Origin of the sequence: Paenibacillus sp. FSL K6-1558 (genome assembly GCF_038002565.1) — a bacterium.
Lineage (GTDB): Bacteria > Bacillota > Bacilli > Paenibacillales > Paenibacillaceae > Paenibacillus > Paenibacillus polysaccharolyticus.
Window position 1 is genome coordinate 3,777,592 of record NZ_JBBOCV010000001.1, and the last position, 19,698, is coordinate 3,797,289.

The following is a 19,698-nucleotide window of genomic DNA, read 5'->3' on the forward strand; positions in this document are numbered from 1 at the left end:
TTCCCATCATACACAACCATTTCATTGAAAGAAACGATAAAATGATTTACTTTCCTAGGCAGAACTGGGAGAAAATCTGATCTATTAATGCGTCATGCGCTGTATCTCCCACGATCTCTCCAAGCTGCTCCCATGCCAAACGAACATCGATCTGGATCATATCAATCGGAACAAACTGATCCGCAGCCTCATACGCATCAATCAGAGATTGCTTTGCCTTTTTCAATAAGGCAATGTGGCGAACGTTACTTACATACGTCAAGTCAGCAGACTCCAGCTTTCCACTGAAAAACAGCGTCGAGATGGCATCTTCCAATCGATCAACGCCCAGATCATCCTTCACAGACATCGGAACAAGCCGCTCCTCCGGAATGTAACGGAGCAGGACGTCACGGTCAATCTGTGGCGCTAAGTCCATTTTATTCATAATGATAATTGATTGTCTACCGCGGATTTGTTCCAGCAATTCAATCTCATCCTGATGAAGAGGCTCAGCTGCATTCACAACCATCAGAATCAGATCCGCATCATTGACAGCTGAACGTGAGCGCTCGACCCCAATCTTCTCAACAACATCCATAGTCTCCCTAATCCCTGCTGTATCGAGCAACTTCAAAGGGATATTGTTTATTGTAATGAATTCTTCAATGACATCCCGGGTCGTACCCGGAATATCAGTCACAATGGCCCGGTTATCTTGCGCAAGTGTATTCATTAATGAGGATTTACCTACGTTAGGTCTTCCAACGATTGCTGTCGTGATGCCTTCACGTAATATTTTGCCTTGTTCTGCCGTAGTGAGCAACTTATCAATCTCAGCCATAACCTCACTGGATTTTTCTTTTATAAATTCAGACGTTAATGATTCCACATCATGCTCAGGATAATCGATATTTACTTCGATATGAGCCAGTGTCTCTACCAATGTATATCTCAACTCACGCAACTTGGAGGAGAGTTTACCTTCTACCTGCTTCAGTGCTACCGAGAAAGCACGATCCGACTTCGAACGAATCAGATCCATGACTCCTTCAGCTTGGGACAAGTCAATCCGTCCATTGAGGAAAGCGCGTTTCGTAAATTCACCCGGTTCAGCCAAACGGATGTTCAGCTGCAGTAGCAGATCCATCACCCGCTTAACAGATACGACACCACCATGTGCACTAATCTCAACAACATCCTCTGTGGTGAAGGAACGAGGCGCACGCATCACCGTGACCAGTACCTCTTCAATCTTTTCACCATGGCCAGGATCTATAATGTGCCCGTAATGAACTGTATGGGAAGGTGCCTGAGTCAAAGGTGTTTTGCTGCGGAAAATCTTCTCTGTCTCGGTCACCGCATCCGGCCCGCTGACGCGAATAACGGCTATGCCGGCTTCACCAACCGCCGTAGATATGGCTGTAATCGTATCGCTAATCATTGTGATCTCTCCCTGCTCTCTATAATGAAGTTGTCATCCATCCCATTCCGGAGAACGCCAACACATATTCAACTCAATGGGTGCACTACCTATCGCATATGCTTCGGTACGAAAAAAGCAATGGCTTCTGCACCGGGCAGGCAGCCATTGCGTCATCAATTGCGTGTTATTTCAACGTAATAACCACACGCCGATTGGGCTCTTCGCCCTTACTTAAGGTCTTAATCTGCGGGTGATTTTGCAGTTTGGCATGAATCACTTTACGTTCAAGCGGAGGCATCGGCTCTAGCACAACTTCCTTACCTGTACGGATTGCTTGTCCAGCCAATCGTTCAGCTAGATCTTCAAGCGTTTTCCGCCGGCGCTGACGGAAGTTCTCCGCATCAAGTACGATGCGAACGAAGCTTTCCGAGTACCGATTGGCTACGATATTGGTCAAATACTGAAGAGCATCCAGCGTCTGTCCACGTCTGCCAATAATCATGCCGAGGTCTTCCCCGGAAATATTGAAGATGTGACCATCCCGCTGTTTCTTGATATGCACTTCCACATCCAACCCCATACCTGCCGCAACCTCTTTCAAAAACGCAGCCGCTTCTTCATAGGGATTATGGACTGCTACACCCTCAAGTAATGCTTCAATCTCAGGTTCAGGTGTGGCTGGTTTGATCGGCTGCGGTGCAGCTTCGGGTACGGGCAACAAGCTCACTTCAACTTTAGCAGCCTTCACCCCGAACAAACCCAGGAATCCTTTTGACGGCTGCTCTAAAACTTGTATCTCGACCTTGTCCCGGCTCACGCCAAGCTCAGCCAATCCTTGGTTTACAGCATCTTCAACGGTTTTTCCTGACGTAATGACTGTGGTCATTTCGATTTTTTGGCCCCTTTCGACCCTTTCCCAGAGACGGTTGCCTTGCCACCGTTTTTGCGTTTAGCTCCATTTTTGGAAGAGCTGCTTTGCTTCACGTTGACCTCGGCCACAACTTTATCATTATTCCGGTAAAGGAAATAGTTTTGCACGATGGTGTAGATATTACTGTAGAACCAGTAAAGCGGCAACGCTGACGGGAACTGATATGACATAACAAAAATCAAAATCGGATACACCCACAGCATGAACTGCATTGGGCCAATCTGCTGTGCAGGATTCATACGCATCATCATCCACGTTTGAATGAACGTTGTGATGGCAGCCAGCACTGGCAAAATAAACAGGTGATCCGGTGATCCCAGTTGGAGCCACAAGAAATCATGCGTTCTCAGACTGGAGTTTCCGTAAATGGAGTTATAAAGTGCGATGTAAATCGGCATCTGAATGATAAGAGGCAGACAGCCGGCCATCGGGTTAACCTTGTTCTCCTGAAACAATTTCATCGTCTCTTGCTGAACTTTCTCAGGTGTATCTTTATACTTGGCTTGAATCTCCTTCAGCTGCGGCTGAATGGCCTGCATCGCTTTGGAGCTGCGGACCTGTTTCATCGTCAATGGTAAAATCAATGTCCGTACAATAAGCACCATCACCAGGACAGCCAGTCCATATTCACCGCTAAACCAGTTAGCGAATGTATCGAGCGCCAGTGAGAACCAGTACACGACATTGGCTTGCCAGAATGATTCACTATTCTTCAGATCTTCCGTTGTAACCCCTGCACCTTGTGGAGTACATCCGGCGAGTACAGTGACCATTGCAATGACTGCAATGAGGAGAATCCACTTCCCCTTAGATGTCTTCAATCGCGACACTTCATAACCCCTCTCTTAACCATTCCATTCCACCGTAAATCATACCATAATTAGGAGGACAAATAAACCGAAGCTTACCGCTTGCACGACTTCAACAGGGAGGCCTTACGCAGTACATGTAACAGACTTTTTTCCATTTCCTTATAGGGCATGCCTAATGCACCTTTGCGGACGATGAAAATCAAATCCATCTGCGTAACAATCTCTTGTTCATGATGACGTACAATTTCCTTGATCATGCGTCTCATCCGGTTACGCACGACAGCGTTTCCTATTTTTTTGCTACAGGATACGCCCACCCGGAATTGTTCGGTATCTTTACGGCGGCAGCCATACACCACGAATTGATGATTGGCAAACGATTTTCCAAACCGATATACACGGCTAAAATCCGCACGGTTTCGCAGACGCAGTCTTTTATACACGGCGCTTCTCCTTGCTGTCCTTCATCAACGTTATTGACGGAGGTATCATTACTAATTTAGTATAGGCTTTCTTGATCGACGGTAAACCGTCTTGGCGACAACTTGTATATAAGGAAAGTTTCTGAAAAAGAGAAACTTAACCAACAATTATGATTAGCTAACTGGTATGCTTCTTCACAGCCTGTAAAGCAATGAATTACGCTATATAACCAGCCTGAATAATCCCGTTTTAAGAAAAAAAAGACCACCTCGGTGGTCTTCAGATGCATTAAGCACTCAGGACTTTACGGCCTTTCAGGCGACGTGCAGCCAAAACTTTACGGCCGTTTTTTGTGCTCATTCTTTTACGGAAACCATGAACTTTTTTACGCTTGCTAACGTTCGGTTTGAATGTAGGTCTCAATGTATTGCACCTCCTTACAAGGAAATACTTATGTGATGAATCCTTTTCATCTTCACAGAAAACACCTTTATATATTTAACCACGTCCAATTGGAAAAGTCAACTGAAAAGAGACGCCTCCCTCCCTCTTTTTCATATGCTTTCCAGCGCTCAAAAAACATGCCTCTCTATCCCTAGAGATTTTCCCCAATAATACAGCCACAAAATCATCAAAAAAAGTTATCCCCAACCTCCGAAAAAGAGCTGATTTCTTCACCTTCTTCCGTTATCCACACTTCTTATAATATGTACTGAAATCTGTATTCCTGTTTTAAGTTATTCACATGTGGATAAATAGTAATAGGTTGAAGTTTTCAAAAATAACGCGTGATGTATCCGCTTCACTGTACAGGTTTACAACGTTTTAAGAAAGGTGTAGGATGGAAATCAGCATCTTGTATACAAGTATACCTTTTGTTTTTTACCGTTTTCATTTCGCAAGCAATCGACACTAGATCGAATTGCGATACGAGAACAGTACACATCAACTCTTGTGTGTACATTCAGTAATTTTGACTTTTCGACAATTGATCGAATTCTGAGGTGTAGCACATTGTGTTATGATTCTAACGTACGAATTACTTAATTTAGGAGCGTTAGCCATATGCAATTTCCATCTTCCTGGCTTCAAGGAGCATCTCGCGGTGAGGCCATAGCTTGCGAATTAAGGCTGAGAATCATCAACGGTACCCTTCCGCCTGGGGAAATTTTGTCGGAAAATCGAATTGCTGCTGATTTTGACAGCAGTCGCTCGCCTGTTCGCGAAGCATTGAGAACGTTGTCAAATGAAGGGCTGATTCGGCTTGAACGGATGGGCGTTGTCATCCTGGGCCTCAATATGAAGGATGTCGAAGAACTGTATGATGTACGTTTTCTCATTGAAAGCTTTGTACAGCAACGGCTAGCGGCAGATGTGCCTCCAGCGCTAATTACGCAGCTGAGCAATATCATTGACAAAATGCAACTCGCTGGCAAACATCAAGATGCTGTCGAATTTGCTTATCAGGATCTTACGTTTCACGAGGCCATTGTCGAGGCAGCCTCCCATTCCCGTATTTCACACCTGTGGAAGAGCATCAGATATGTCGTGATGACGGTCATGCTACTTACTACGCGCAGAGTATTTGCCCAAGGTGAGTCCAAAGTAAGTGCTGTAATTGAAAAACACCGCTCCCTTGCAACTGCTCTGGAATCAGGGGACAAAGCTCTGATCCAGCACGGGGTACGCACATATTTTAAAGACTCTGGCCAAACGTTACACGAAAGCTTTGAATTTTGAACTTGATTTCTTACAGCATATCGATGTTAGAAATCTTGCTATTTGTTAGAACCGAAAGCGTTGCGTACAGATTTTCTTATGAGTGACCATAGAGTTGGCAATCAATCCAGCGTCAAGGACGTGAATGATTGCCACATAACTTGTCGACAAGTATACAAAATGCGATTTTTTTCATTTTCCGGACATGATAAGGGTAGTTTGCTTCATTACTTTGTTATCAGATCATCAAGATGCTAATTTTTTTATCACTGCTTTCATTGTAAGCGTTTATCCCAAGACAAAGGAGTAATTACATCATGAGCACGATTTTCGGATTATCCCATAATGCTACATTGCTGATCTGGACGTTGATCGCAATCATCTTCCTGATCCTCTTAATCTCCAAATATAAATGGAACCCCTTTATCACCCTTTTATTATCTGCATTAATGCTTGGTTTGCTTGCAGGTATGAAGCCAGCTGACGTCATTTCTTCCATTACGGGCGGACTTGGCGGTACTTTAGGCACGATCGCTATCGTCATCGGACTTGGTACCATGCTTGGTAAAATGATGGCTGAATCTGGCGGTGCCGAGCAGATTGCGACGACTCTTGTTGACCGATTCGGTGTGAAACGTGTGCACTGGGCTATGATGATTGTTGGATTCATTGTAGGTATTCCTGTTTTCTTTGAAGTCGGTGTCATTCTAATGATTCCGATCATCTTCACGGTAGCCCGCAAAACCAATATGTCCCTGCTTCAGATCGGTATTCCTATTTTGGCCGGTCTCTCCACAGTTCATGGGCTTGTTCCACCACATCCAGCACCGATGATTGCCATTGAAGCCTTCAATGCGGATCTGGGAAAAACAATTCTGTACTCTTTAATTGTAGGCATTCCTACTGCGATTATTGCTGGACCGGTATTCGGTAAATTTATCGGCAAAAGAATTCACACCGAACCACCAGCTGAACTCGCTGAACAGTTCTCGTCTAAGAAAAACATTAATTTGCCCGGATTCGGCATTACATTGTTTACGATTCTGCTGCCCGTCATCCTGATGCTGATTGGATCCATTGCAAACATCGTTGATCCTGATGCAACAAGTGGGTTTACCGTCTTTAGTGAGTTTATCGGCAATGAGATTATTGCTTTGTTGATCTCTGTTGTCTTTGCCCTCTTTTCACTCGGCTTTGCCCGCGGATTCACCAAACATGAACTTTCACGCTTCACCAGTGAATGTCTGGCCCCAACAGCTACCATTATTCTCATTATCGGAGGCGGCGGTGCCTTCAAACAGGTGCTGATTAACAGCGGCGTTGGTAATGCCATTGCAGAATTCGCCACAAATGCACACATTAATGTCATTTTGTTTGCCTGGCTTGTAGCTGCACTGATTCGTGTCGCTACTGGTTCAGCTACGGTTGCGATGACTACAGCTGCTGGTATTGTTGCTCCAGTACTCGCTCTTACACCAGGAGCTAACATTGAGCTGGTTGTACTTGCCACGGGGGCAGGCTCCCTTGTACTTTCCCATGTGAATGATGCAGGCTTCTGGATGATTAAGGAGTTCTTTAATATGAGTGTTGCTCAGACACTCAAGACGTGGACTGTTATGGAAACACTACTTTCTGTGGTTGGACTGATCTTTATTTTGCTACTAAGTACAGTGGTGTGATTGGACGCTAACATCCTTTTTCTCATATAAAAAATCGAAAGAAGGACGAACGAATGACCAATTATATGATTGGAATCGATATTGGAACAACCAGCACTAAATCCGTGTTATTCACAGAGCAAGGCGAGGTAATCACGACCTCCACTCAGGAATATCCGCTATACACACCTGCTCCGGATGTTGCAGAACAAGATCCGGATGAAATTATGCAGGCAGCCATCCGATCTGTACACGGCGTGATGACCCAGAGCGGAGTCTCGGCTAACCAGCTTCTCTTTGTATCCTGCAGTTCAGCCATGCACAGTGTCATCGCCATGGATCAGAACGATCATCCGCTAACGCGCTGCATCACCTGGGCCGATAATCGAAGCGCAGCTTGGTCCGCCAAGCTGCAAGAAAATGGTGTCGGTCATCAAATCTATCTACGCACAGGCACCCCCATTCATCCGATGTCACCTCTGACCAAATTGATGTGGCTTCGTCATGACGAGCCAGAACTATTCGAACGCACGGCAAAGTTTATTTCGATCAAAGAGTACCTTTTCTTGCGTCTATTTGGGCAATATATCGTCGATCATTCCATCGCTTCGTGTACGGGACTGCTGAATCTAGAGCAACTGGACTGGGATCAGGAAGCACTGCACATCGCAGGGATCACACCGAATCATCTATCGAAGCTTGTACCGACGACTTATACAATAGAGGGAATGCATCCTGAATGGGCTGAAAAAATGGCTCTTTCCCCCTCCACGCCTTTTGTAATCGGCGCAAGTGATGGGGTACTATCCAACCTTGGCGTTAACGCCATCAAACCGGGCATCGTCGCCGCAACCATCGGAACGAGTGGAGCCATTCGTACTGTCGTTGATCGCCCTGTGACCGATCCGAAAGGCCGTACCTTCTGTTATGCCCTGACGGAAAAACTATGGGTTGTAGGTGGGCCTGTGAATAACGGTGGAATGCTGTTCCGCTGGGTACGGGATGAGTTCGCCGCGTCGGAAGTGGAAACAGCGAAACGCCTCGGCATCAACTCCTACGATGTACTGACCAAAATTGCAGAACGTGTTCCACCCGGCTCCGAAGGGTTGCTGTTCCATCCGTACCTCTCGGGCGAACGTGCTCCACTCTGGAACCCAGATGCCCGTGGCTCTTTTTTTGGACTGACCCTCCATCATAAGAAAGAGCACATGATTCGTGCAGTACTTGAAGGGGTTATTTTCAACCTCTATACCGTTCTGCTTGCCATGGAGGAACAGATCGGGCAACCCACCTCAATTCAAGCAACGGGTGGGTTTGCACGATCGCCGTTGTGGCGGCAGATGATGTCCGACATCTTTAATCAGGAAGTCGTTGTGCCTGAGAGCTTTGAAAGTTCATGCCTCGGTGCTGTTGTTCTAGGCCTGTATGCTACGGGACGAATCAAGTCTCTTGAAGATGTTTCCTCAATGATAGGCACAACTCACCGGCATACGCCAGTCAAAGAACATGCCTCCCTCTATCAGGAGCTGCTACCGATTTACATTCGCATTTCACGTAAACTTGAAGAGGAATATGCAGACATTGCGGAATTCCAACGCAAAATGTCTATGCTTCATATATAAGTACAGGAAGACCCCGCAGCCATAAAACGGCTGCGGGGTCTTCCTCTTTTTGATATCATTTTGTCTCTATCAATGAACACATCCATACTCGTGGTTTACCTCAATCATTTCCTCATGGTCACTTTTAATGTAATCAGGCCATCCCTTTTTAGTCACTTTATGAGCATTCAGCAATCCAAAACCTCACCTTTTTACGACATAGCACCTCATGAGGTTGAAAAGGACTAATTACCATTCTTCTCATTTTCCCACTTAACTCACTTCAATTCACTTTCAGTTTATCCACAACGAAGTTATTCACATTGCAAGTCCACTTTTGCACATCATTTAGCATCTTTCGACGGATATCCTGTGTATAAAAGTTTTTGGCACTTTAGGTCATGCTGTCGAAAATTAAACAATTTATAAACAATATATTGTGTTGTGACTAAAAATTATACACAAGTTATTGAATTTGTGGATAAAATCTCGCCATACGTTGAAATGCGGGGCTTCTTTTGCTATGATTGTATTACTTTTGGATGTGAATATGTGATCTGACCCATAATATTATCAACAGCCTGTGGATAAAGTTGTGAACAATTTTCCGTTGTTCCTTCTTTTTTTGTTTTTGACCTGCGGGGGTTTGGGGATAAATTCGGCAATATATTTCGTATTTCGACACTGCATCATGGCTTAAGCCACACTTGGAACATGTAAAAGGAGTGACAGTCTGTGGACAGCCATACTTCTGATTTATGGCAGCAAATCTTATCAATCATACAAAATAAACTCAGCAAACCCAGCTTCGACACCTGGTTCAAAGCAACCAAGGCCACCAAGCTGAACGATCGGACGATCGTCATCTCCGCCCCAACTACGTTTGCCGTCGAATGGCTGGAGAGCCGTTACACCAAACTGGTTGGTTCGACGGTCTATGAACTGCTTGGCAAACAGGTCGATGTGAAATTTGTCATCGAGGAGAACAAACCTGTAGAACCAGATCCGCAGTTGCCGGCGCCGACGCCGACAGTCGTTCAGGAAGAAGCCGTGCTCAGCATGCTGAATCCTAAATATACGTTCGACACCTTTGTCATTGGACCGGGGAACCGTTTTGCCCATGCCGCATCGCTGGCGGTCGCTGAAGCGCCCGCCAAAGCCTACAATCCTCTTTTTCTATATGGAGGCGTAGGACTGGGCAAAACCCACCTGATGCATGCCATCGGACATTATATTTTGGAGCATAATCCGAGTAGCAAGGTGGTTTATTTGTCATCTGAGAAATTCACGAATGAGTTCATCAACTCCATCCGTGATAATCGCGGGGAAAGCTTTCGGAACAAGTACCGGAGTGTAGATATTCTGCTTATTGATGATATTCAGTTCCTGGCCGGGAAAGAATCAACACAAGAGGAATTTTTCCATACGTTTAATGCGCTGCATGAGGAACGGAAGCAGATCATTATCTCCAGCGATAGACCACCGAAGGAAATTCCAACCCTGGAGGAGCGGCTACGCTCCCGGTTTGAGTGGGGGTTAATTACGGATATTCAGCCTCCGGATCTGGAGACGCGGATTGCGATTTTGCGTAAAAAAGCGCGTGCGGAGAATCTGGATATTCCAAATGAAGCGATGATGTACATCGCGAACCAGATCGACACCAACATCCGGGAGCTCGAAGGAGCACTCATTCGTGTCGTTGCTTACTCTTCACTGACCAATCAGGACGTTAGTTCTCATCTGGCCGCTGAAGCACTGAAGGATATTATTCCTTCCAGCCGTCCCAAAATGATCACGATTCAAGACATCCAACAAAAGGTCGGCGAATACTACAGCCTCAAGCTTGAAGATTTCAAAGCACGGAAACGGACAAAAGCTGTTGCTTTTCCTAGACAGATCGCTATGTATCTCTCTCGTGAACTGACAGACTTTTCTCTGCCCAAAATCGGGGAGGCTTTTGGAGGACGAGATCATACCACGGTCATTCATGCCCATGAAAAAATCTCTCAAGCGATCAAGAACGATCAAGATCTCTATAAAGTTATCAACAACTTAACCGAAAAAATTAAGAATCCAACCTGAACAAGTCCCAAGCCTATGCACAACGTGTACACATGTGGATAGGCTTAATTTTATGGGTTTAACCCTACTTATCCACATATTCAGTGCCCCTATTACTATTATTACTATAAAGATCTAAAGATATCTTCTCCAAAAAGCCGTTGCAAAGCACGGCCTTCGGCCTTTCGATAAACACCTTTTTAAGACCAAAACAAAACCAAAAAACATCTAACAAATCCGCTAGGAGTGAAACCATGAAAATCAGCATAATGAAAAGTTATCTTAACGAATCCATTCAACAAGTATCCAAAGCGATCTCAAGTCGTACGACGATCCCCATTCTGAGCGGTATCAAATTCGACGTGAATCACCAAGGTGTAACGTTGACAGCAAGTGACACAGATATCTCCATTCAGTCATTTATCCCACTTGAAGAGGGAGACAAAAGTGTGGTGCAAGTAGAACAACCGGGTAGCGTTGTTCTGCCAGCCAAATTTTTCGTAGAGATCATCAAAAAGTTGCCTTCGCAGGAAGTGCATATGGAAGTCAAAGAAAACTTCAACACTTTTATTTCGGCAGGTGCAACGGAGATTCAACTGGTAGGTCTGGACCCGGAAGAGTTCCCGGTACTGCCAAGCATTGAAGAGAACCAAACGGTCTCCATTCCTGGAGATTTGCTGAAAAATATGATTAAACAGACCGTGTTCTCCATTTCCACCCATGAAACGACACCTATTCTGACAGGTGTACTCTGGAGTCTTGGTGATAACGAGTTGAAATTTGTGGCAACGGACCGTCACCGTCTTGCTACACGTGCGGCAATGCTGGATAATGCAGAGGGTATCCGTTTCAACAACGTCGTCATTTCCGGTAAAACACTAAACGAGCTGAGTAAAATCGTTCCCGACCAGAACACGCTTGTGGATATCGTTGTCGCAGATAATCAGGTGTTGTTTAAAATTGACCGTGTACTTTTCTACTCCCGTATTTTGGACGGAACATATCCGGATACTTCTAGAATTATTCCAACGTCATACAAAACAGAACTTGTTTTGGACACAAAAAAATTAAGTGAATCGATTGACCGGGCTTATTTGCTGTCGCGTGAGGAAAAAACAAACATTGTGCGCATGCAGACGATGGACTCCGGCACGATTGAAATATCCTCCAGCTCCTCTGAGCTTGGTAAAGTAAGAGAAGAGATTGAGCCGGCTGAATTTTCGGGTGAACCGCTCAAGATCTCGTTTAACTCCAAATACATGCTGGATGTGCTGAAAGTGGTGGAGAGTGAGCAACTGATGATTGCCTTTACGGGTGTCATGAGTCCCATTATCTTGAAACCGCTCGACGACAGTCAGAGCCTATACGTCATCCTGCCTTACCGGACGACCAATTAACGAAAGGAAGATAACACGATGAAGCAAGTATCGATTCGAACGGAATATATTAAGCTTGACCAATTTTTGAAACTAGCAGACTGCATCCCTACTGGAGGTATGGCAAAAGCCCTCCTCCAAGAAGGGCTTGTTCGTGTGAATAAAGAGGCTGAGGAACGCCGTGGACGGAAGTTATACCCTGGGGATATCGTAGAGGTAGACGGAGAAGGCACGTTCGAAGTGGTTGCGGAGTAAAAGACCAAGGTGCAATCCTGCTGCCTCCTGACGGACGGGATAAAAGGGAGGTTAACGCGTGTTTGTAAACAGCATAGAGTTGCAGCAATTCCGCAATTATGAGCATCTGAAGCTGGAATCATTTGGACCCGTCAATCTGTTGATTGGACAAAATGCCCAAGGCAAGACCAATCTGGCCGAGGCTATTTTTGTGCTGGCACTCACCAAGAGCCACCGCACCTCCCGAGATAAGGAACTGATCCGTTTTGGGGAAGAACGGTCAAGGCTCACCGCCGAGGTTGACAAAAAATACGGAGCAGTTAAGCTGGAGCTGTCCTTATCACAGCAAGGGAAAAAGGCAAAGATTAATGGTCTGGAGCAACGTAAATTAAGCGATTTTGTCGGCTCTCTCAACGTGGTGATGTTTGCCCCCGAGGATCTGGAGATTGTCAAAGGCACACCGGGGGTTCGCCGCCGGTTCCTTGACATGGAGATCGGGCAGGTGGCTCCAGGTTATCTCTATCATCTGCAGCAGTATCAGAAAGTGCTGGTGCAACGGAATAATCTACTCAAGCAACTGTGGGGAAAAGGGGATTCAGCTCAAGCGATGCTGGAAATCTGGAACGAACAGCTTGCAGAGCACGGTGTTAAAATCGTCAAAAAAAGGAAACAATTCATAAAGAAACTTCAAAAGTGGGCAGAAACGATCCATCAGGGGATTACTGGAGGTGGAGAAGTTCTGCGTCTGGCCTACCTTCCCTCCTTCAGCGAAGCCGCTGAGGAAGATGAAGCTGTCTTAATGGAGCAATTTATGATAAAATTATCACAAATGAAAGAGCAGGAGATTCGCCGGGGCACAACGCTGAGTGGGCCACATCGGGATGACCTGTCCTTTTTCATTAACGAACGGGAAGTACAAACGTATGGCTCTCAGGGGCAGCAACGCACAACAGCGTTGTCTCTTAAGCTTGCGGAGATTGAACTGATTCATGAAGAGATCGGGGAATATCCGGTTCTGTTGCTGGATGACGTATTATCCGAACTTGATCCTTTTCGTCAGACCCAGCTGATCGAAACATTCCAAAGCAAGGTACAGACTTTTATTACCGCTACGGGAATCGAGAGCCTGAACGTTGACAAGCTTAAAGACGCTAGTATCTATCACGTTCATGCCGGACAGGTGGAACGCTAAGGGGTGAAGGCTTATGTACATTCATCTGGGCGGTGAAAAAATCATCCGTTCTTCTGAGTTGGTTGCTATTTTTGATATATCGATCGAGAAATCCTCAAAAATATCCAAGCAGTATGTTACACATGCCGAACAGGAAAAAACGGTCGAACATATCGGCGAAGAGGAAGCAAAGTCTATCGTGGTGACTAAAAACATTGTGTATTACTCACCGATTTCCTCCGCAACGCTCAAGAAGCGTGCGCACCATTTTCCTGATTTATAGCGGATATTCCAAAAGAGAATTTCTTTGTCTGCTAATATTCTTAAGTTAACGCATATTCAAGATATTGAATCTATAGAAGTAGGTGAAAGGCATGTCTATGAATCAACCGTCATATGATGCGAATGAAATTCAGGTCCTTGAAGGACTGGAAGCCGTACGTAAGCGTCCGGGGATGTACATCGGTTCCACCAGTGCCAAAGGTCTGCATCATCTGGTCTGGGAAGTAGTGGACAACAGTATCGATGAAGCGCTGGCGGGTTACTGTGATCATATCGAGATCAACATCCATGAAGACAACAGTGTAACCGTTGTGGATAATGGACGGGGTATTCCAGTTGGCGAACATGCCAAAATGAAACGTCCAGCTCTGGAAGTCGTTATGACTGTTCTTCATGCAGGGGGTAAATTCGGTGGAGGCGGGTACAAGGTATCCGGTGGTTTGCACGGTGTAGGTGTATCCGTTGTTAACGCACTTTCTGAAAAAGTAGTCGTTACTGTAAAACGGGATGGTCATATCCATCAACAGGAATACCGCCGCGGTGCTCCGCAATATGATCTCAAAGTGATCGGCACAACCGACGAGACGGGAACAACTGTGACGTTCCATCCCGATCCGGAGATTTTTACAGAAACTTTGGTATATGATTACGAAACATTGCTTACACGTGTCCGTGAGCTGGCGTTCCTGAACAAAGGAATCGGTCTGACTCTGACAGATGAGCGTACAGGTGTAACTAACTCCTTCATGTACGAAGGCGGGATCATTGAGTATGTATCCTTCTTAAATCAAAAGCGTGAAGTGTTGCATGAGAATCCGATCTACGTTGAAGGTTCACGGGATAACATTCAGGTGGAGGTTGCACTGCAATACAATGACAATTACACCGAGAATATTTATTCTTTTGCGAATAACATCAACACCCATGAGGGCGGAACGCACGAGTCAGGCTTTAAGAGTGCACTCACCCGGATTATTAATGACTATGCCCGTAAGGCTGGTGTAATCAAGGATAGTACCGGCAATCTGTCTGGTGACGATGTGCGTGAAGGTCTGACGGCCATTATTTCGGTCAAAATTCCGGAACCGCAATTCGAAGGACAAACAAAAACAAAGCTCGGAAACAGTGAAGTACGTGGTATTGTGGAGTCTTTGTTTGCAGAGAAGCTGCAGGAGTTCTTGGAAGAGAATCCTTCCGTATCCCGTCGTATTTTGGAAAAAGGATTGCAGGCTGCGCGTGCCCGTGAAGCGGCTCGTAAAGCTCGTGAACTGACACGCCGTAAAGGCGCGCTTGAAGTCAGCTCCCTGCCGGGTAAGCTGGCGGACTGTTCATCCAAAGATGCGTCCATCAGTGAATTGTACATCGTCGAGGGTGACTCTGCCGGCGGTTCAGCCAAACAGGGTCGTGACCGTCACTTCCAGGCTATTTTGCCGCTTCGTGGTAAGATCCTGAACGTGGAAAAGGCACGCCTTGACCGTATCCTGGGCAATGCCGAGATTCGTGCGATTATCACTGCGATGGGAACAGGGATCGGCGACGATTTTGACATCTCCAAAGCACGTTATCACAAAATCATCTTGATGACCGATGCCGATGTCGATGGTGCCCATATCCGTACACTGTTGCTGACATTCTTGTATCGGTATATGCGCAAAATCATTGAGGCCGGTTATGTATATATTGCACAGCCACCACTGTTCAAGATTGAGCGTAACAAAGTCATTCGTTATGCAGGCTCCGAGAAAGAGCGTGACGAGATTATTGCTTCCTTGGGTGAGAACGTCAAGTTCAATATCCAGCGGTACAAAGGTCTTGGCGAGATGAATGCCGGACAGCTGTGGGAAACCACGATGGACCCGGAAAGCCGGACAATGTTGCAAGTATCGATCAGTGATGCGATGCTCGCGGATGCCATGTTTGACACCTTGATGGGAGATAACGTCGAACCTCGTCGTGACTTCATCCAGGAGAATGCAAAATACGTGAAAAACCTCGATATTTAACGAGTTGCGAAGAGGCGCCTGTGAGGGCGCCTTTTTTTATATTATGAGTGATAATGCGCTTATTTACCTGGCAGTCCGTCGTTTGATTGTGGAAGCCTGCGCTTTGGAAGCCTTCGAGGTTGTTTTTTTCGCTTTGCCTTTTTTGGAGGGTAAGCGTCCGTAAGCAATGGCATAACTTTTGATTTTGCGGTAAGCCTCTTTATCGGGAAGCAGACCAAAGGCATAGATGCCAGGCAGTGTGTTGACCTCCAGAATCCAGGGACGCCCATGATCATCCAAAGCGATATCAATTCCAATCTCTTTGAGTCTGGGAAAAGAGCTTTGCAATTGGACAGCAGTATGGATACCGAGGCGGTGCAGTTCATGCTCAAGCTTTTGATATCCTTCCCTTTTGAGTTGCGGGAGTACAAGTTCTTCAAAGGTAGCCAGACGGCCGCCACCGTGGATATTGGTAATGATTTTCCCTGGCGCAGCAACCCGTCCGAGAATACCTGTTGTTTCCCAGCTATGCTGTGGGTTCTTCTGGGTTAACACACGCAGGTCAAAAGGTAATCCCTCATGTGTCATTAGTGGAATACCCTGTTGAATGATATAGTCACGTTTCTGAATACGTTCGTTCAATGCGTTCTCAAGTTCTGTGAGCGAATGAAAGACTCGCTCTTCAGTTCCATGTTGCAGATGATAGGTCGTAATATCGGACATAGTCGGAGGAATAGGCTCTGATTCTACTGATTCAGGTGAGGTGGATTCATCAGATGCTTCATCACTTATGGATTCGGCAGTTGAGTCTGCAGAACGAGGGACTGTGATTGTGGTGTGAACTGTCCTTACCCGCATCACCCCATTACCGTAAGTTCCCCTGTCGGGTTTAATAAAATTGGCTGGGAATAACTCGGTCATTCGTTCTAGTGTTTGCGAGCTATATTTTCGGGTCACCGGTATATATTCATTGACATGACGACTGCGTTGCAAAATTGCTGTTTTAGTCCATTTGCTGGAGACACGCTGGATACTCATGTGCATCAGTCCTTTCTTGTTTTGATCCGTTGTGCTGAGGGACATTATGCAGAAAATCAAAGGACAAGAGATGATTTCAGTGGTATAATAGAGGAATATGGCGTTTTGTGCTGTCAGCCGATAAAATTGCAGTTTGATTGCCACGTGGGAACGGCTCTAGCCTTGATTGGACAGTACATATGCCGCTTTTCTAGCATTGTATGTGCAATTGCAGAGGAAGGCAGGGCGAACCCCCAGACACGCTCAAGTTCCTGGAAGAAAGGCTATTGCCCAGCGGACGTTTAATTGTGTAACTTTTGTGAAAGTAATATAATAAAGAGTAGCGTTCTTGCGCGGTTTTAGCCTTGTTAGGCTTTTCACATATATTAATTTTCTGGAAATGATTGATTTGGAACGTTTGTTGAAGGACAAGAAGGAGGTCCAGCATGGCGGAAGAAATGAACTCGCAGATTAAAGATCGGGATATTGGCGTCGAGATGCGTGAATCGTTTATGGATTATGCGATGAGCATCATTGTGAGCCGTGCCCTGCCAGATGTGCGTGATGGATTGAAGCCGGTTCACCGGCGCATTCTGTATGCAATGTCGGAGCTTGGCATGACACCTGATAAACCACATAAAAAATCAGCCAGAATCGTCGGCGAAGTTATCGGTAAGTATCACCCGCACGGTGACTCTGCCGTTTACGAGACGATGGTACGGATGGCACAGGACTTCTCCCTGCGTTACATGCATGTAGATGGACACGGTAACTTCGGATCAGTCGATGGTGATATGGCTGCAGCGATGCGTTATACCGAGGCACGTTTGTCCAAGATTGCAATGGAAATGCTCAGAGATATCAACAAGGACACCATTGACTTCCAACCAAACTATGATGGCGAAGAAAATGAACCTATTGTTCTCCCTGCTCGTTTTCCTAACTTGCTTGTCAATGGAGTTGGCGGGATCGCCGTAGGTATGGCTACCAATATTCCTCCTCATAATCTGGGAGAGGTTATTGACGGCGTACAGGCCATGATTAAAAATCCAGACATTACATCCATGGAACTGATGGATTATATCCAAGGTCCCGACTTCCCTACATCTGGTTATATTCTGGGACGTTCAGGTATTCGTCAGGCTTACCAGACTGGACGCGGATCGGTAACGATGCGTGCCAGAACCAATATCGAAGAGAACAATAACAAAGCTCGTATCGTCGTTACTGAGCTTCCGTACCAGGTGAACAAAGCAAGACTCGTAGAGAAAATTGCTGAACTGGTACGTGACAAAAAGATCGATGGCATTACCGATCTGCGTGATGAATCTGACCGTAATGGTATGCGGGTTGTGATTGAGCTTCGCAGGGACGTCAATCCTGGTGTTGTGTTGAACAATTTGTACAAGCACACTTCGATGCAGTCCACATTCGGTATTAACATGCTTGCGATCGTCAATAAAGAACCAAAGATTCTGAATCTGCGTGAAGTGTTGTATCACTATTTGCAGCACCAGATTGAGGTTATTCGTCGCCGTACACAATTCGAATTGAGAAAAGCGGAAGCTCGTGCTCACATTCTGGAAGGTTTGCGTATTGCATTGGATCACATCGACGAGATCATTACGTTGATTCGTTCATCAAGCAATACAGATGCAGCTAGAGAAGGTTTGATTGAGCGTTTCTCACTCAGCCATGACCAGGCGCAAGCTATTCTGGATATGCGTTTGCAACGTCTGACAGGTTTGGAACGTGAACGGATCGAGAACGAGTACAACGAATTGATGGTCAAAATCCGCGAGTATCGCGAAATTTTGGCTAATGAACATCTTGTACTTGAGATTATCAGTACAGAGCTTCAGGAAATTCGTGAGCGTTTTGGTGACGATCGCCGTACCGAGATCACGGTTGGAGAAGAAAGTATTCTGGATGAGGATCTGATTCCACGTGAAGAAGTAATCATCACGATTACCCACACAGGTTACGTTAAACGTCTGCCTGTATCTACCTACCGTAGCCAAAAACGCGGAGGACGCGGTGTTGTAGGGATGGATACAAAGGATACCGATTTTGTCGAGCATCTTTTCGTTACCAACTCTCACAACTACCTGATGTTCTTCACGGATAAAGGGAAAGTATATCGCCTGAAAGCTTATGAGATTCCAGAGCTTGGACGTACAGCGCGTGGGACACCAATTATCAACCTGATTCAGATTGAGCAAGGGGAGTCTGTCAATGCGGTTATTCCAGTACAGGAATTCGAGAGCGATAAGTATCTATTCTTTGCAACACGTCAGGGTGTAGTGAAGAAAACGCCGCTTGAAGATTACACGAACATTCGCAAAGGCGGACTTATCGGGATCTCCTTGCGTGATGATGACAGCCTGATTGATGTGAAGCTGACGGATGGGCAACAAGAGATTATCATGGGTACAGCTCATGGAATGTCTATTCGTTTCTCAGAGGGTAATGTACGTTCTATGGGACGTAGTGCTACCGGGGTTAAGGGTATCACGCTTGACGATCAAGACGCGGTTATCGGTATGGACGTCGTAGATGCTGATCTGGATGTTTTGATTGTCACAGCCAAAGGGTACGGTAAACGGACCCCAGTTAGTGATTACCGGATGCAAACTCGTGGTGGTAAAGGAATCAAGACGATCAATGTTACCGAGAAGAACGGTGCTGTTGTCAGCCTCAAAATGGTTAAAACAGAAGAGGATCTGATGATTATCACATCCAGTGGTACACTAATTCGGATGAGCATGGATGGCATCTCAACCATGGGTCGCTATACTCAGGGTGTGAAGCTAATCCATATTCGTGAGGAAGACGCTGTAGCTACCGTAAGCCGAATTGATAAAAATGAAGAAGAACCAGATGAAGATAACGATGAAGCAACAGAATCTGGAGCGTCCTCTGATACAGAGTTAAATCTGGAAGAAGGCATGGCGTCTGAAGCAGAAACTGATGTTCAAGATGATGATTCAGGTTCGGAAGAATAACATAGGTATCTTGTTTTATTG

At 45.8% G+C, this 19,698-nt stretch carries 16 protein-coding genes; 10 read left to right on the forward strand and 6 right to left on the reverse strand.

The features are described 5' to 3' along the window. Window positions 1-46 precede the first annotated feature (46 nt). From mnmE to rpmH, 5 genes are all read right to left on the reverse strand, one after another. Window positions 47-1,423: a tRNA uridine-5-carboxymethylaminomethyl(34) synthesis GTPase MnmE gene (gene mnmE, locus MHI38_RS16250; protein ID WP_341181441.1), complete on the reverse strand. Its 1,377-nt coding sequence runs from the start codon at window positions 1,421-1,423 to the stop codon at window positions 47-49. A gap of 166 nt (window positions 1,424-1,589) precedes the next feature. Further along, entirely contained in the window at window positions 1,590-2,291 is a 702-nt protein-coding gene (gene jag, locus MHI38_RS16255) for an RNA-binding cell elongation regulator Jag/EloR (protein ID WP_154985154.1), read from the reverse strand. After that, window positions 2,288-3,166, reverse strand: coding sequence for a YidC/Oxa1 family membrane protein insertase (locus MHI38_RS16260; RefSeq protein WP_090923601.1), 879 nt, complete (start codon window positions 3,164-3,166; stop codon window positions 2,288-2,290). The genes jag and MHI38_RS16260 overlap by 4 nt, the downstream gene beginning before the upstream one ends. 74 nt (window positions 3,167-3,240) lie before the next feature. Beyond that, window positions 3,241-3,591, reverse strand: a complete 351-nt coding sequence (gene rnpA / locus MHI38_RS16265) for a ribonuclease P protein component (RefSeq protein WP_090923602.1) — start codon at window positions 3,589-3,591, stop codon at window positions 3,241-3,243. Window positions 3,592-3,859: 268 nt separating this feature from the next. Next, complete coding sequence (gene rpmH, locus MHI38_RS16270; RefSeq protein WP_019914530.1) at window positions 3,860-3,994, reverse strand: 50S ribosomal protein L34; 135 nt, start codon at window positions 3,992-3,994, stop codon at window positions 3,860-3,862. A gap of 642 nt (window positions 3,995-4,636) precedes the next feature. Between rpmH and MHI38_RS16275 the strand changes: the two genes are divergently transcribed. The 9 genes from MHI38_RS16275 (at window position 4,637) to gyrB (ending at window position 15,676) form a co-directional block, all read left to right on the forward strand. Next, window positions 4,637-5,311, forward strand: a complete 675-nt coding sequence (locus MHI38_RS16275) for a GntR family transcriptional regulator (RefSeq protein WP_154889636.1) — start codon at window positions 4,637-4,639, stop codon at window positions 5,309-5,311. Between the two features lie 296 nt (window positions 5,312-5,607). Then, window positions 5,608-6,969: a GntT/GntP/DsdX family permease gene (locus tag MHI38_RS16280; RefSeq protein WP_154960412.1), complete on the forward strand. Its 1,362-nt coding sequence runs from the start codon at window positions 5,608-5,610 to the stop codon at window positions 6,967-6,969. Window positions 6,970-7,022: 53 nt separating this feature from the next. After that, window positions 7,023-8,570 carry a gluconokinase gene (gntK, locus tag MHI38_RS16285; RefSeq protein ID WP_341181442.1) on the forward strand — a complete coding sequence of 516 codons (1,548 nt, stop codon included), beginning with the start codon at window positions 7,023-7,025 and terminating at the stop codon, window positions 8,568-8,570. A 714-nt stretch (window positions 8,571-9,284) separates the two neighbouring features. Next, on the forward strand, window positions 9,285-10,631 hold the full coding sequence (gene dnaA / locus MHI38_RS16290; RefSeq protein ID WP_336121482.1) for a chromosomal replication initiator protein DnaA: 1,347 nt from the start codon (window positions 9,285-9,287) through the stop codon (window positions 10,629-10,631). Window positions 10,632-10,864: 233 nt separating this feature from the next. Then, complete coding sequence (gene dnaN, locus MHI38_RS16295) at window positions 10,865-12,007, forward strand: DNA polymerase III subunit beta (protein WP_090923607.1); 1,143 nt, start codon at window positions 10,865-10,867, stop codon at window positions 12,005-12,007. A gap of 18 nt (window positions 12,008-12,025) precedes the next feature. Further along, complete coding sequence (gene yaaA / locus MHI38_RS16300; RefSeq protein WP_090923608.1) at window positions 12,026-12,241, forward strand: S4 domain-containing protein YaaA; 216 nt, start codon at window positions 12,026-12,028, stop codon at window positions 12,239-12,241. 58 nt (window positions 12,242-12,299) lie between these two features. Further along, window positions 12,300-13,412 carry a DNA replication/repair protein RecF gene (recF, locus tag MHI38_RS16305; protein WP_154889616.1) on the forward strand — a complete coding sequence of 371 codons (1,113 nt, stop codon included), beginning with the start codon at window positions 12,300-12,302 and terminating at the stop codon, window positions 13,410-13,412. 13 nt (window positions 13,413-13,425) lie between these two features. After that, the gene (gene remB / locus MHI38_RS16310) at window positions 13,426-13,674 is read left to right on the forward strand and encodes an extracellular matrix regulator RemB (protein WP_090923610.1); all 249 of its coding nucleotides are present in this window, start codon (window positions 13,426-13,428) and stop codon (window positions 13,672-13,674) included. 91 nt (window positions 13,675-13,765) lie between these two features. Then, window positions 13,766-15,676 carry a DNA topoisomerase (ATP-hydrolyzing) subunit B gene (gene gyrB, locus MHI38_RS16315; RefSeq protein ID WP_154889614.1) on the forward strand — a complete coding sequence of 637 codons (1,911 nt, stop codon included), beginning with the start codon at window positions 13,766-13,768 and terminating at the stop codon, window positions 15,674-15,676. A 63-nt stretch (window positions 15,677-15,739) separates the two neighbouring features. Here gyrB and MHI38_RS16320 read toward each other — a convergent pair whose 3' ends face one another. Then, window positions 15,740-16,693: a YheC/YheD family protein gene (locus MHI38_RS16320; RefSeq protein ID WP_341181443.1), complete on the reverse strand. Its 954-nt coding sequence runs from the start codon at window positions 16,691-16,693 to the stop codon at window positions 15,740-15,742. Between the two features lie 425 nt (window positions 16,694-17,118). Here MHI38_RS16320 and gyrA point away from each other — a divergent pair, with 425 nt between their 5' ends. Then, window positions 17,119-19,677, forward strand: a complete 2,559-nt coding sequence (gene gyrA, locus MHI38_RS16325; RefSeq protein WP_154889609.1) for a DNA gyrase subunit A — start codon at window positions 17,119-17,121, stop codon at window positions 19,675-19,677. The last annotated feature ends 21 nt before the right edge of the window (window positions 19,678-19,698 follow it).